Source organism: Rhizobium sp. CG5, assembly GCF_023701945.1.
GTDB lineage: Bacteria > Pseudomonadota > Alphaproteobacteria > Rhizobiales > Rhizobiaceae > Allorhizobium.
In genome coordinates this window covers 99,938-114,170 of the sequence record NZ_JABAEF010000003.1, presented here as the reverse complement: position 1 = coordinate 114,170, position 14,233 = coordinate 99,938, and the positions used below count along the sequence as shown (strand labels likewise).

Below are 14,233 nucleotides of genomic sequence, written 5' to 3'. Positions count from 1 at the left end.
AAATCCGACTCGGTGCTGAGTGAACTTCCAAGAAGAAGTCACACGGTCTCACCGCGTATCGGATCATCAGTGCTGGCCGATAGCGAAGCTTGGCCAAGATGTTGTTTGAATCGGACATGCAGCGCACATCGTCGCTCGGACCAATGATTCGCGTCTGAAACGGCGAAGCTCCCCTTCGGCGTAAGACAGGCTGTGATGGTCTGCGTCGCCAGCGTGCACGACCCATTCATTAGCCTGATCAGAACGCTTCCAATTCGTCGGCCCTCTGCTGACTGCCTCCAGGCCGCCGCTTCGGCATCAGTTCGTTCTGTTGTTCAGAGGCAGCATTGCGAGCTATCAGACCGTTTGCTCCACGCTGGGACACTTTTCGAATTGTGTGGCATTGCCGATAGGAGAAACTTCGATCATAAGTTTCGTGTAGCTGCCAATTTCGAAATATCGGTCCTATGCGTTCATGCTTGCTTTAGACGACAACATTCCCATCGATCTCGATGTCGACGCCGGCATCCGAAAAGTCACGGCAATGGGCGTTCCCGTCGAGGCGAGATACTGGGAATATCGCCGTCATCGCCACAAGCGCTCGCAGCTTGTTTATGTGATGCGAGGCATCGTGAACTGCGAAGTCGACAATGCGGTGTGGGTCATACCACCCAATTGCGCGATCTGGATTCCGGGTGGCGCGGAGCACTCGCTGCGCGGCTGGGGAGCGGCTGAGTGCTACTCACTGTTTATCGATCCGAGTCGAGACCCCATGGGCCTGTCCCAGTGCCACACGCTCTCGGTTACTCTCCTTCTCAGGGAACTCATCATCGAAGCAGCCAAGCTGCCGGAAGCCTATGATGAAGAGGGCAGTGAAGGACGGCTGATCGCAACCCTTCTCGACCAACTCTCGGTAGCGCCAGTCGAAGATTTTTGCCTTCCCCTGCCACAAGACGCTCGGATCAAAAGGATGGCGAGAAGGCTGCTCGAGCATCCTTCCGACAAGACGACATTGAGCGAATGGGCGTTGCGAATTGGCATGAGCGAACGGAATCTTAGCCGTCTGCTCCTTGCTGAAACCGGCATGAATTTCAGCCACTGGCGCCGACAACTTCACGTCATTCACGCCTTGAGGCGTCTGATTTCTGGCGAACTGGTGCAGAATGTGGCACTCGATCTCGGCTATGAAAACGCGAGCGGCTTTATCACGATGTTCCGTAAGGTTGTCGGCAAGCCGCCCGCCCGATACTTGTCGGAAGGACAGCTCTGCGCTTACCATCGTTCATGTTTGCGTAGGATTGTAACGGGGTGACGGCTGCCATCTGCTAGCAGATGTCCGCGCGTTTTAGATTACGCATTGCAAACGCGACTTTGGCCACGACCGTCGCCCTTGCAATGGGAGAGGCGGTATCCTCACCACGCAACGGCTTTTGCAGCGCTATGGCCTCAGTCTTGGCCATCGGACTGAGCTTCATCGAGCTACTCCCAATCCACGACATCGTCACGTTCGGATCACGGCCTTCTGGGGTGCCGCCAACGCGCGAGGGCGAATGCGGCACGCTACGCGCCGCCCATCCCCCTCCATGCTTCGCCTAATTCCGGGGTTTCCCGACACCCGGACTCCACCAGCGAACCACGGAGGATTCCATGTGCGCGCAACACTCCCGCGCCCGAAGGGGACGACCACGGCGGCCAGTCCCGCAAGCGCTTCCTGATGATCTCTACGACTACGGCGACGATACGACACCGCCGCCGGCTCCGCGACGCCGCAATCTGTCGCCTGACACCTTCGATGTCGAGAAGCTGCCGGTCATCGACGACTGGCCGGAGCGCGTTCCTGTTACCGAAGCCGAGGTGGATATTTTCGAGCGTTATTTCGGCGATGTTCTCGACCGATTGTTCGGCCCCCTTGATGTTCCTCCTGATTCCGGGGACTTGCATCAATTATCTTCTGATGATAACAGTAAGCCATGAGCGAGGATCGTGACCCGAGCCTCGACACGCTTCTCGACCTCGACGGTCAGGTGCTCGTTGTCGACCCCGAGGGCGGTCATTGGGTGAAGTTCGTCATCACTCGTATTCCGGTGTCATCGGAAAAGCCGCATGGCCTCGATTACTCGCTCACGCTTCACGGGCCTTCGGGCGAACGGTTGGTCGGCTTTGACAACGCCCATCCTGTCGGCCGGGGCAAACGCGGCGAGCCGATGGACCATCGTCACCGCCTCCAGACCGCGAAGCCTTACGCCTACGAGGATGCGGCCACGTTGCTGGCCGACTTCTGGCAGGTGGTGGACGCGGTGTTAAAGGAGCGAGGCGTGCTATGACCACCCTGAAAGTCGGGATTGCCGACTACGATGAAATGAAGGCCCGCACCATGCGGATCGCGCGCGGCGAGGAAAAGCCGGTGGCGGATGATCCAAAGGTGTGGTTCACCTCCACCGAATCTTTCGCGCAAATCCTCTCCAGCGGAAATCGCGAGCTACTGCGTGTCATCGACGAGCAAGCGCCCGGTTCGCTGGAGGAGCTGTCGCAGATCACCGGACGGGCCAAGTCTAACCTGTCCCGAACCCTGAAGAAAATGGCGAGCTACGGCCTTGTCCGTATGGACCCCGGCGAAGGTCAAAAGGTCGTGCCGAAGGTGCTGCATGACCGGGTAGCCTTGGAACTGCCCTTGCTCGAACGGCGCGAAGCGAAGGGAGGCCGCCCATGAACATTCAAAGTCCGCATGTCGTGCAGCGCGCGGCGCTCTATCTGCGCGTCTCGACGACGCGACAGGCCGAGCATGACGTATCGATCCCCGACCAGCGTAAGCAGGGCGAAACCTATTGCACTTCGCGCGGCTATCAGCTCGTCGAAACCTTCGTGGAAGCTGGTGCTTCAGCCACCAATGACCGTCGCCCCGAGTTCCAGCGCATGATCGAAGCGGGCACGTCAAAGCCCGCGCCGTTCGATGTCGTCGTGGTTCACAGCTTCTCGCGCTTCTTCCGCGATCACTTCGAGTTGGAGTTCTACGTCCGCAAGCTGGCAAAGAACGGCGTCAAGCTCGTCTCCATCACGCAGGAGATGGGCGACGATCCCATGCACGTCATGATGCGGCAGATTATGGCGCTGTTCGACGAGTATCAGTCCAAGGAGAACGCCAAGCACGTCCTGCGCGCCATGAACGAGAATGCCCGACAGGGCTTCTGGAACGGCGCGCTACCGCCGATCGGCTATCGCATCGTCGCGGCCGAGCAGCGCGGCTCGAAGACCAAGAAGAAGCTGGAGATCGATCCGCTGCACGCCGAAACAGTCCGGCTGATCTACCGGCTGTTCCTCGAAGGCGATGGCAAGACCGGCCCGCTCGGCGTCAAGGCGATCACCTGCTATCTTAACGAACGTCGTATCTTCACCCGTGATGGCGGGCGCTGGGGCCTCGCGCAAATCCATGCGATCCTGACCCGCACGACCTATATCGGCGAGCACAGGTTCAATACGCGCTTGCACAAGAACCGCGAGAAGAAGCCTGAAAGCGAAGTCGCGATCATGGCGGTCCCACCGCTGCTTGACCGCGAAACCTTCGAATCGGTGCAAGCGAAGCTGAAATCCCGCAATCCCATGCTGGTGCCGGCTCGCGTCACCAGCGGGCCGACCCTTCTGACTGGCATCTGCTTTTGCTCCAAGTGCGGAGGGGCGATGACGCTCCGCACCGGGAGGGGGAGCGCGGGCGGCACATATCGCTACTATACCTGCTCGACCAAGGCGCGGCAGGGCAAAACCGGCTGTGAAGGTCGCTCCTTCCCGATGGACAAGCTCGACGATCTGGTCGCGAGCCATCTGGAAGAACGCTTGCTCCAGCCCAAGCGGCTGGTAACCATCCTCATCAGCCTGCTCGGCCGCCGCGAGGAACGTGCCGAACGCCGTCGTGAGCATCTCGCCGAACTCAACCGGCGAATCACGGAGACCGACCAGCGGCTCAACAGACTCTACGACGCGATCGAAGCTGGTCTCGCCGATCTGAGCGATTCGGTGCTGAAAGAGCGCATGGCGGGTCTCAAGGCGATACGAGATCAGGCGCTAGCCGACGCCGACCGTACCCAGGCCACGCTCGACAGCGCCGGAAATCAGGCGATCACGGTGGACATGATCGACGCCTTGGCCGCTGAGGCCCGCAACGGATTGCGGCTTGAAGGTGGCGGCTATCGGCGGGATCACCTGCGCGCGCTGGCGCAGCGCGTCGAGGTCGCTGATACTGAAATTCGGATCATGGGATCGAAATCGGAACTGCTTCGAACGCTCGTGGCCGCTTCAAGCGTAAAATCGGCGGCATTCGGCGTTCATAGTTCTGTACTGAAATGGCGCACCCGACAGGATTCGAACCTGTGACCTTTGGAATCGGAATCCAACACTCTATCCAGCTGAGCTACGGGTGCATCCGTGACGACGGGCGAACCGTCGAGCTGACCTGGCGGTTCATAGCCTAGTCTTCGGCCGGCTTCAATGTGTAAAATGCAGGAATGTGGTGATGGGGTGGTAATCTCCGGTGCGGCGGCTGGCTGCCCGTCTCGGCCTTCATGCGTAGTGGCGGAGACGCTTCGGTCCTGCGGCGGGGCCTGCAGGGGGTGTTGTGCCATGGCGACGGTCCTGGCGGGTTTTCAGAGGATGGCCATGGCGAGTATTCGCAAACTTGGGGCTATAGCGCAGTAATCGCTGTCGAATACTTGTTCTCTCCTGCCGGTGCTATACAATGTGCAAATATTCCGAAGCCTATGCTCCTTCTTGGCGATTCGGAGCAGGAGGCAGCCATAAAACACCGTCGTACCCTATCAGACGAACCCGAGGGGCCTGGTCGCCCCGGAGTGACTATGGATTTATCAGTAATGGCAGATGCAGTCGGTTATCGGCTTCGCCGGGCGCAGCTCTCGGTGTTCCAGGATTTCAACGAAACTTTTGCCTCGCGCGATCTGCGGCCCTCGGATTTCGCGGTGCTGATGATCCTGCTGCGCAATCCCGGCCTCAAGCAAAGCGAAGTGGCCGAAAGCCTGGGAATCCAGCGGGCCAATTTCGTCGCCATCGTCGATGGGCTGGAAAACCGCGGGCTGATCGAGCGGCGCAAGTCGGATGTCGATCGCCGGGTGCAATCGCTGCATATCACCGCGGAGGGCGAGGCGTTCCTGCGCTCCATCCTACCGATCTGGGAAGACCACGAAGACCGCCTGATCGCCAAGCTCGGCGGAGTGCAGGCCCGCGACCAGCTGATCGGCCTCTTGCAGCGTCTCTACGATTAATACCAGTGATACAAGTCTTCGCCCGCCTCAGCCCAGCCGGGCGATCGCCTCGTCGATCAGGAGATTGGCGATCTGCATGCGCCTCGTCGCCTTGTCGCGGAAGGGATCCGCCACGCCATCCGGATGGTTGGCGCGGGCAAAGCTGCGGCGTTTCTCGGTGAGGATCTGCAGCGTGTCGGCCGGCGACAGGGCCAGGTCCTCGGCCACCTGCATCGGCGCGGTGCGGGCAAGATGGTCCGGCATGATCGGCGGCGGCTCGGCAACGGCGGCCGGTTCTTCGGGCGGCGCGGTTTCTTCCGGCATCAGGTCGAGATAGAGATCGCGGGTGCGCTCGACATCGGCAGGGGACGGTGCGGCGCTCTCCCAGACAAAGCCGCTGCCAAGGCCTGATATGCGGTGGCTTGGGCTGGTGTCGTCGTCGGCCGCTTCGGCCGCCTCGTCCTCAAGACGTTGCAGAACCGACTGAAACAGCGATTGTCCAAACAGCATCCCGCTCTCCTTTGCCCGGTTCCCATAGCCGGTCAACGTGGCGCCGGGCTTACCGGTTCCATGCGCGCAACGGGCGGACAGTGGGAAATGTCAGCTCTGGGTCTGGGTCTGGCTCTGTCCGGTCTGGTCCTTGACGGTGACGGCCACCGTCATGTCCTCGATCGCCAGGCCGATGCGCATGCCCGATACCGGGGCGGCATCGGAATAGCAAAGCCCGGTGGCGATGCGCACATAGCGGTCGTCGGGGCAATTGTTGTTGGCCGCGTCGAATCCGACCCAGCCGAGGCCCGGCAGGTGCACTTCCGCCCAGGCATGGGTGGCGGTCTGCTCTTTCAGGCCTTCCATCATCAGATAGCCCGAGACATAGCGGGCCGGCATGCCCATCAGGCGGGCGGCGGCGATGATGATATGGGCATGATCCTGGCAGACGCCGCTTTTCGCCTCCAGCGCCTGTTCGGCGGTGGTCTCGGTGTCGGTCATCCCTGGCAGATAGGCGACCGTCTGATGAACGAGGTCCATCAGCGCATGCAGGCGGGGCAGTTCCTCGCCGGCGGGCAGGCCTTTCACCAGCTCGCGGGTCAGCTTGCCGGCCTTGGTGCGGGGCGTGTCGCGCAGGAACAGCCAGAGCGGGCAGAAGCCGATATGGGCGCCGAACATGCCGGTCCGATCCTCGGTCTCCACTTCGCCGGAGGCGACGATATGCACCTTCTGGCTTTGCCCCTCGGTCGAGACGAGATGCACATGGTTGCCGAACTGGTCGTTATAGCCGGCCTCGACGGTGGCGCCGTCGACGGCGATGTTCCAGGACAGCACATTCTGGCCGGGGCCGGCGATCGGCGTCAGCCGCAGACGCTGCAGGGAATACTGCACCGGCTCGTCATAGCGGTATTCCGTCGTGTGGGTGATCTTCAACCGCATGTGTGTCTTTCCGTTCCTGTCGCCGGTCAACTGTAGAAGCGATAGCCTTCGGTGATTTCCTGGCTCAGCTGATTGTTGCGGGCGATGAAATTATCGAGGAATTCGTGCAGGCCGTAATCCATGACCTGGCCGATGCTGGTCGAATGCAGCGTTTTCTGGATGCTGTCGGCGGTGGCATGGGCGGGCAGCTGCTCGCCATATTCCTTGCCGATATAGCCCAGATTGCTGACGATCTTCTCGTAGGAATAGGCGAGCGACCGCGGCATCTGGCCGTTGAGGATCAGGAAATCGGCAATGTTGGAGGCCCGGTATTCGCCGTCATACATCCAGCGATAGGAGCGATGCGCCGAGACCGAACGCAGGATCGATTCCCACTGCATGTTGTCGAGCGACGAGCCGACCTGGGTGACCGCCGGCAGCAGCACGTAATATTTCACGTCGAGGATGCGGCTGGTATTGTCGGCCCGTTCGATGAAGGTGCCGATGCGGGCGAAATTGTAGATCTCGTTGCGCAGCATCGAGCCGTGGAAGGCGCCGCGGATCAGCCCGGCGCGCCGTTTGACGGCATCGATCACCTCGGGCAGGTCGGGCGATTTCAGCTTGCGGGCCAGGATCTGTTTCAGGTCGATCCAGCATTCGTTGGTGGCTTCCCAGGTCTCGCGGGTCAGCGCCGTGCGCACCATGCGGGCATTGTTGCGCGCAGAGTCGATGCAGGACATGACGCTGGAGGGATTGGACGGGTCGCGCAGCAGGAAATCGATGGCGTCGGCGGCCGTCACCTTGGCGTGGCCGGCGGCAAAGCCCTCGGAGACATCGGCGCTTTGCAGCACGCCGGCCCAGTCGTCATCGGTGGCGCCGGAGCGCGTCAGGGACATGCGAAGTCCGGCATCGACGAGCCGGGCGATGTTTTCGGCACGCTCGATGTAGCGGAACATCCAGTAGAGGCCGTTGGCAGTTCTTCCGAGCATAGGCCTCAATCCTCCAGTACCCAAGTGTCCTTGGTGCCGCCGCCCTGGCTGGAATTGACCACCAGGGAGCCCTGTTTCAGGGCCACGCGGGTCAGTCCGCCGGGAATGATCTGCACCTTGTCGGAGACGAGGACGTAAGGGCGCAGGTCGACATGGCGCGGCGCGATGCCCTTGTTGACGAGGATCGGCACGGTGGACAGCGCCAGCGTCGGCTGGGCGATATAGTTGCTCGGTCGGGTCTTCAGCTTTTCGGCGAAGGCGACGCGCTCCTTCTTGGAGGCGGTCGGGCCGACCAGCATGCCGTAGCCGCCGGAGCCGTGCACTTCCTTGATCACCAGTTCCTCAATGTGCTCGAGCACATATTTGAGGCTGTCGGGCTCCGAACAGCGCCAGGTCGGCACGTTTTCGAGAATGGCCTTGCGGCCGGTGTAGAATTCGACGATTTCCGGCATGTAGGAATAGATCGCCTTGTCGTCGGCAATGCCGGTGCCGGGCGCATTGGCGATGGTGATGTGGCCGGCGCGGTAGACATCCATGATGCCGGGAATGCCGAGCGTCGAATCGGGCCGGAAGGTCAGCGGATCGAGGAAATCGTCGTCGACGCGGCGGTAGAGCACATCGATCGCCTCGTAGCCGCGGGTCGTGCGCATCTTCACCTTGCCGTCGATGACGCGCAGATCAGAGCCTTCGACCAGCTCGACGCCCATCATGTCGGCGAGGAAGGAATGCTCGTAATAGGCCGAATTGTAGATGCCGGGGGTCAGCACCGCGACGCGCGGCTTGCCCTTGCAGCCGGGAGGGGCGAGCGAGGCCAGCGACTGGCGCAGCAGGTAGGGATAGTCCTCGACGCGCTGCACCTTGTTGACCTGAAACAGCTCGGGGAACATCTGCATCATGGTTTCGCGGTTTTCCAGCATGTAGCTGACACCGGAGGGCGTGCGGGCATTGTCTTCCAGCACGTAGAACTCGTCTTCGCCGGTGCGCACGATATCGGTGCCGACGATATGGGTATAGACGCCGCCCGGCGGCCGGAAGCCGATCATCTCCGGCAGGAAGGCATCGTTCTTCTCGATCAGCTCGCGCGGAATGCGGCCGGCGCGGATGATTTCCTGCTTGTGATAGATGTCGTCGAGAAAGGCGTTGAGCGCCAGCACGCGCTGCTCGATGCCCTGGGCGAGCTTGCGCCATTCACGGGCGGCAATGATGCGGGGAATGATATCGAACGGGATCAGCTTTTCGGCCGAATCGGCATGCCCGTAGACGGCGAAGGTGATGCCGGTCTTTCGAAAGATGTTTTCCGCATCCCTGGACTTGGCGATCAGGTGGCCCCGATCCTGACTGGCGAACCAATCGTGGTAGTTCTTGTAAGGCGCTCGCGGGCTGTCGTCCGCACTTATCATTTCATCAAAGATCAATGGCGCCATCCCCTTTTTTTCTCATATGAATACAATGCAATGGGCAATGCAAGAACCATGCGCAATTGGAGGCAATTATTCTTGCATGCGAAAATAGCCGTATTTTTAGGCATTAAGCGCAGCCGGCGGCAATTGTTCCATTGATGCTCTCGAATAAGTTGCATCATTTTCGGGCTTTCGAATAGACCCTATGGATGCGCCTGCTTCATTCGTATGCATTTGCTGAAAATTTGATAGTTTGGCGCAGTAGCGCTGGCGCTGATGTCATGGTGACAAAACGGCGTCATGGCGGGCATGGGCACAACGAAAAGGGCCGGCGGAAAGTCCGCCGGCCCTTGAATGGTTCAACTCACGAAACCCCGAATCGCCGGGTTGGCGAACTCAGCCTTCGCTGCGGCGCGGGCCGCGCTGGCCGCCGGCAGGCCGGCCAGACGATGCGCCGCGACCCTGGTCGGGACGACGGGCACCCTGGGGGCGGCCGCTTGCAGGCTTGCGACCGTCCTTGCGGGCCGGACGATTGTCGAAACCGCCTTCGCCATCTTCGCGCGGACGCTGGGCCGAGCGGGCCTGACCCTGGCGCGGAGCGCCCTGGCCGCCACGGTTTGCACCGCCGCCTGGACCGCCACGACGGGCGGGACGGGCCGGGCGACCGCCACGATCGGCCGGAGGCTCGCCGCTGGCCACTTCGATGACGATGCCCATCAGGCGCTCGATGTCGCGCAGCAGACCGGCTTCATCCGGGCCGCAATAGGCAATCGCAATACCGTCGCGGCCGGCACGGGCGGTGCGGCCGATGCGGTGGATATAGGCGTCGGGTACTTCCGGCAGGTCGTAATTGTAGACATGGGTGACGCCGGGCACGTCGATGCCGCGGGCGGCAACGTCGGTGGCAACCAGAACCTTGATCGAACCGTCACGGAAGGCCTTGAGGGCGCGCTCGCGCTGGCCCTGGCTCTTGTTGCCGTGAATGGAGGCGACGGAGAAGCCGATATGTTCGAGATGCTTCATCAGCTTCTCGGCACCATGCTTGGTGCGCAGGAAGACCAGCGCCTGACCATCCGGATTGGCGGTGATCGAGGTCTTCAGCATTTCGGTCTTGTGGTTCTGACCGGTGACGTAGTGCACATACTGCTCGATCTTGTCGGCAGCCTTGCCCGGAGGCGAAACTTCGACCTTGACCGGGTTGTTGAGGAAGCTTGCGGCAAGATCAGCGATTGCCTTCGGCATGGTGGCCGAGAACAGCAGGGTCTGACGCTTGGGCGGCACCATCTTGGAGATTTTGCGAAGGTCGTGGATGAAGCCGAGGTCGAGCATCTGGTCGGCTTCGTCGAGCACGAGATGGGTGACGTGCTTGAGGGTCAGCGCGTTGCGGGCGATCAGGTCAAGCAGACGGCCGGGGGTCGCCACCAGGATGTCGGTGCCGCGCTCCAGCTGCAGCTGCTGCTTGCCGATCGAGGCGCCGCCGACGACCTGGTTGATCTTCAGCGGGGTCTTGCGAACGAAGCTGCGCAGGCTCTCGCCGATCTGGTTCACCAGTTCGCGGGTCGGAGCAAGGATCAGCACGCGGGTGCTGCGGCCTTCGGCGCGGGCGCCGTTGTTCATCAGCATTTCAATGATCGGCAGGCCGAAAGCAGCTGTCTTGCCGGTGCCGGTCTGGGCCAGGCCGATCAGGTCGCGGCCTTCCAGGACCAGCGGGATGGCCTTTTCCTGGATCGGGGTTGGCTTTTCATAGCCGAGCTGAGTCAGCGATGCCACGATGGTCTTGGCCAAGCCAAGTTCGTCGAAATTGGTCAATTCAAATACCTTTCGGGGCGCCAAAAGCAATCCAGCACAATCGCGGTCTTGCGATCCTGCTTGCTGATGGCGTCAAGAACCCCGCGTGAATTGGGAACTTGTAAGTTGGAAAATAGCTTCCAGCGCATTCGGCTGCATTGTGCAGTCCGTATCTTGGGCGCTCCTGTCCTTCTTCGCGAAGATCTGTTTCGCGTGGCCGCTCACGCGGCGGCCGGAAGGATGAAAGCTGATGGGGATGTCGTGCTTTTGCTGTCAAAAGTCAAGCGATTGTTTTGCAATGCAGCGTAGCGTTGCTGGAGCCTCTGCCGATCCGCGGCAACGGGCCGCCCTGGCGGAGACCGTCTGACAAGCCGGATATCGTCCATTCGGGATGGATGGATTGAGCCTAGCGCCGAGCCTATGGAAGGGGAGCGGCGAGATCGAAACTCGCGCTCGCAAGGCTCATGCCATTGACCAGAATGTCCAGCCGATGCTCGCCTGGATAATAGGTACGGGTGGTGATCGGCCGGAAGGCGTGGCGCAGGTCGAGTTGCAGGCTTTCGCCGCTGCCGAGCGTCAGGCTGCGGCCCTTGAAAACTTTCGGGCTCATCGTGCCGTCCTTCTTGCGGTGATGGATGGCATAGTCGAGCATCAGCACCTGCGGCAGCGTCGTTTCATTGACCAGGGTGATGCCGAAATCGAGCTGACCGGGAAAAGGAATATCCGTATTGCCGAGCACCAGCGTTGCTGCCAGGCCGTCCAGCACTTTGAAGCCGAAATTGGCCATGGCGGCGGCATGACCCTTCTTGAGAAGCGTCCGCGAGGCATGTTTCAGAAGGCGCAGCCGTTCGGGTGAGGCGTGGGGCGTATGCCGGGCGACGAAATCGGCGACGAGATCGGGGTGATCCTTGGCGATGTCATTGAGGCTGTTGGCCACCGAGCGGCGCACATAATCTTCCGGATCGTCGAGCAGCGCGGTCAGGATCGGCAGCAGCGGGTCCGGGTCTCGCACCAGTTTCGGCAGGCGCATCGCCCAGGGTAGGCGCGGCCGGGTGCCTTCGCTGGCGAGACGCCGGACGTGATGGTTTGGATCGCCAAGCCAGCCGGCAATGATCGACAGGGTTTTGTCCTGGTCCCGGTCGACAAACGGACGAATGCCGAATTCCGCGGTGAAATGCGGCGTCAGGGTCTTGAGCAGAGCAAGCGACGTCTCCAGATGATCGAGGCCGTGGGTGGCAATATACTGGTTGAAGGACAGCAGCGCCCAGCCGCCGAGGCCGGGCCGTTCGCCGTCCGGCAGGCATGCGGCAAGAATCGGAGCGGCCTTGCCAAAATCCTGCGGCAGGTACCGGCGCATGGTCTCGGCGATCAACTGGCCGCGCCGCATCAGTTCGCGCGCCTCGATCTGCGGCAGGATGTCGTGCAGAAAGCCATCGGCGTTAAAGTCAGGCCAGGCCCGCGACAGGGCTTCTGCCGTGTCGCGGGCGGTGTGGGCGCCGATCAGATGTTTCAGGGCTTCGGCCATGGTCTCGTTTTACGGCGTGCGGGCGCCGCTTATATCATGCGGCGGCGGCAAGTGTGCGGTGCCGTGCCGCGGAGGTCAAGGTCGCGGCATTCGGCACACGCCCGGTCAGAAATCCGTCTCGACACCACCTTCGGCCTTGCGGCGCGCCACGAAGGCGTCGAGCTCTTCCTCGATGGCCGGATCGAGCGGCGGCTGCTCGTAGCGGGCCAGTGCGTCCTTATAGACCCGGTTGGCGTGATCATAGGTGGTCGGCCGGCCGGCTTCCGACCAGGTCTCGAAATTGCGCCAGTCCGACAGGATCGGCGAATAGAAGGCGGTCTCGTAGCGGGCCAGCGTGTGGGCGGTGCCGAAATAGTGGCCGCCGGGGCCGACATCGCGCACGGCGTCGAGCGCCAGCGCATCCTGGCTGACATCGAGCGGCGTCAGGAATTCGGCGACCATCTGCAGCATGTCGACATCGAGGATGAACTTTTCGAACGAGGCGGTCAGGCCGCCTTCGGTCCAGCCGGCCGCATGCATGATGAAATTGCCGCCGCCCTGGGTCAAAGCCCAGAGCGACAGGGCCGATTCGTAGGCCGACTGGGCGTCGACGGTGTTGGAGGCATTGGTGTTTGAGGTGCGGTACGGAATGCCGTAACGCCGCGCCAGCTGTCCGCCTGCGATCACCGCCTTCATGTATTCCGGCGTGCCGAAGGCCGGCGCACCGGTCTTCATGTCGACATTCGAGGTGAAGCCGCCATACATGGCCGGGGCACCCTTGCGCACCATCTGGGTGAAGGCGATGCCGGCGAGCGCCTCGGCATTCTGCTGCACCAGGGCGCCGGCAATGGTCACCGGAGCCATGGCGCCGGCCAGCGTGAAGGGCGTCAGTACCACGACCTGGTTGCGCGACGACATTTCGATAATGCCCTGCAGCATCGGCCCATCGAGCCGCAGCGGCGAGGACGAGTTGATGATGGTGAACAGCGAGGGCTCGCGCTCCATCTGCTCCATGGAGATGCCGCGGCCGATGCGGGCGATCTCGATGCCGTCGAGATTGCGCTGGCGGCCGAGCGAATAGGCGTGGAACGGCTTGTCGGTCAGTTTCACCAGATCCGACAGGCAGTCGAGATGGCGGATCGAGGCATGGATATCGACCGGTTCGACCGGATAGCCGCCCGTCGTGTGGATGATGTCGTAGGATTGCGCGAGCTTCACCAGCTTGCGGTAGTCTTCCTGGTTGCCGGCGCGGCGGCCGCCTTCGCGATCGCTGACGAAGGGGGCGCTGGCAATCTGGGCGAAGACCAGGTTATTGCCGCCGATCGCCACATGGCGTTCGGGGTTGCGGGCATGCAGGGTGAAGCCGGAGGGCACCGAGGCGATCATCTCCATGATCAGGCCGCGGTCGAAGCGGACGCGCTCCGTGCCCTCCATGACATCGGCGCCGGCCGCCTTCATGCGGGCGCGGGCTTCCGGCAGGATGATATCCATGCCGATTTCTTCCAGAATGGTCAGCGAGGCTTCATGGATGTCGTCGAGCGCGCCGGCATCCAGCAGTTCGGTGCGCGCCAGGCTGTTGACGATTCGGCGATAGCGCGAGCCGCTCGATTGGCGAACCCTGTCGCCACCACGTCCACCGGTGCGCCGGCGGCGATCGGCGGCGGGGGCGGGCGTCTCAGTCTCAGGCAAGACAGGCGTGGTAATGTCGCTCATAGTATACCCAGTGCTTTATCTTCGACATGGATTTTTGGCAGTTTTTTACACTCCACGTCATAGCTATTTGCGACGACTTCCCGGCTTTCCTGGAACATTGTCCAGTTTGCGAGATTTGTCCTTGCGCTGGATTCACCAAGGCGATGGCCCCTGTCGGCCTGGCAACGGGTGGCGAAAGCCGATGACAAACGTGATGAATGATCTGTT

General features: G+C 61.7%; 13 protein-coding genes and 1 tRNA gene. 6 read left to right on the top strand and 8 right to left on the bottom strand.

All coding sequences use genetic code 11. The features are described 5' to 3' along the window. Window positions 1-454 precede the first annotated feature (454 nt). From HGO38_RS06415 to HGO38_RS06395, 5 genes are all read left to right on the top strand, one after another. A complete protein-coding gene (locus HGO38_RS06415; RefSeq protein ID WP_234625076.1) occupies window positions 455-1,291 on the top strand; it encodes an AraC family transcriptional regulator in 837 nt (278 codons plus the stop codon). A gap of 335 nt (window positions 1,292-1,626) precedes the next feature. After that, complete coding sequence (locus HGO38_RS06410) at window positions 1,627-1,953, top strand: hypothetical protein (RefSeq protein WP_234625074.1); 327 nt, start codon at window positions 1,627-1,629, stop codon at window positions 1,951-1,953. Further along, complete coding sequence (locus HGO38_RS06405; protein ID WP_234625073.1) at window positions 1,950-2,303, top strand: toxin-antitoxin system TumE family protein; 354 nt, start codon at window positions 1,950-1,952, stop codon at window positions 2,301-2,303. The genes HGO38_RS06410 and HGO38_RS06405 overlap by 4 nt, the downstream gene beginning before the upstream one ends. Beyond that, complete coding sequence (locus tag HGO38_RS06400; RefSeq protein WP_234625072.1) at window positions 2,300-2,689, top strand: HVO_A0114 family putative DNA-binding protein; 390 nt, start codon at window positions 2,300-2,302, stop codon at window positions 2,687-2,689. Before HGO38_RS06405 ends, HGO38_RS06400 begins: the two co-directional genes overlap by 4 nt. After that, window positions 2,686-4,344 carry a recombinase family protein gene (locus tag HGO38_RS06395; RefSeq protein WP_250955109.1) on the top strand — a complete coding sequence of 553 codons (1,659 nt, stop codon included), beginning with the start codon at window positions 2,686-2,688 and terminating at the stop codon, window positions 4,342-4,344. The genes HGO38_RS06400 and HGO38_RS06395 overlap by 4 nt, the downstream gene beginning before the upstream one ends. Here HGO38_RS06395 and HGO38_RS06390 read toward each other — a convergent pair. Beyond that, window positions 4,315-4,391: transfer RNA gene (locus HGO38_RS06390), tRNA-Arg, on the bottom strand. The two genes, HGO38_RS06395 and HGO38_RS06390, sit on opposite strands and share 30 nt — an antisense overlap. A 447-nt stretch (window positions 4,392-4,838) precedes the next feature. Between HGO38_RS06390 and HGO38_RS06385 the strand changes: the two genes are divergently transcribed. Then, entirely contained in the window at window positions 4,839-5,246 is a 408-nt protein-coding gene (locus HGO38_RS06385; protein ID WP_250955108.1) for a MarR family winged helix-turn-helix transcriptional regulator, read from the top strand. Window positions 5,247-5,273: 27 nt separating this feature from the next. On the opposite strand, the gene HGO38_RS06380 is transcribed toward HGO38_RS06385, so the two are convergent. From HGO38_RS06380 to HGO38_RS06350, 7 genes are all read right to left on the bottom strand, one after another. Beyond that, window positions 5,274-5,735, bottom strand: a complete 462-nt coding sequence (locus HGO38_RS06380) for a hypothetical protein (protein WP_250955107.1) — start codon at window positions 5,733-5,735, stop codon at window positions 5,274-5,276. A 90-nt stretch (window positions 5,736-5,825) separates the two neighbouring features. Next, window positions 5,826-6,653 (bottom strand): transglutaminase family protein, encoded by an 828-nt coding sequence (locus HGO38_RS06375; protein WP_250955106.1) that lies wholly within the window; start codon window positions 6,651-6,653, stop codon window positions 5,826-5,828. A gap of 26 nt (window positions 6,654-6,679) precedes the next feature. Beyond that, window positions 6,680-7,621: an alpha-E domain-containing protein gene (locus HGO38_RS06370; RefSeq protein ID WP_250955105.1), complete on the bottom strand. Its 942-nt coding sequence runs from the start codon at window positions 7,619-7,621 to the stop codon at window positions 6,680-6,682. Between the two features lie 5 nt (window positions 7,622-7,626). Continuing rightward, window positions 7,627-9,036, bottom strand: a complete 1,410-nt coding sequence (locus tag HGO38_RS06365; RefSeq protein WP_250955358.1) for a circularly permuted type 2 ATP-grasp protein — start codon at window positions 9,034-9,036, stop codon at window positions 7,627-7,629. Between the two features lie 381 nt (window positions 9,037-9,417). Then, on the bottom strand, window positions 9,418-10,830 hold the full coding sequence (locus tag HGO38_RS06360; RefSeq protein ID WP_250955104.1) for a DEAD/DEAH box helicase: 1,413 nt from the start codon (window positions 10,828-10,830) through the stop codon (window positions 9,418-9,420). Between the two features lie 397 nt (window positions 10,831-11,227). Further along, entirely contained in the window at window positions 11,228-12,334 is a 1,107-nt protein-coding gene (locus tag HGO38_RS06355; protein WP_250955103.1) for a DNA alkylation repair protein, read from the bottom strand. A 105-nt stretch (window positions 12,335-12,439) separates the two neighbouring features. Then, complete coding sequence (locus tag HGO38_RS06350; protein WP_250955102.1) at window positions 12,440-14,026, bottom strand: trimethylamine methyltransferase family protein; 1,587 nt, start codon at window positions 14,024-14,026, stop codon at window positions 12,440-12,442. Window positions 14,027-14,233 lie beyond the last annotated feature (207 nt).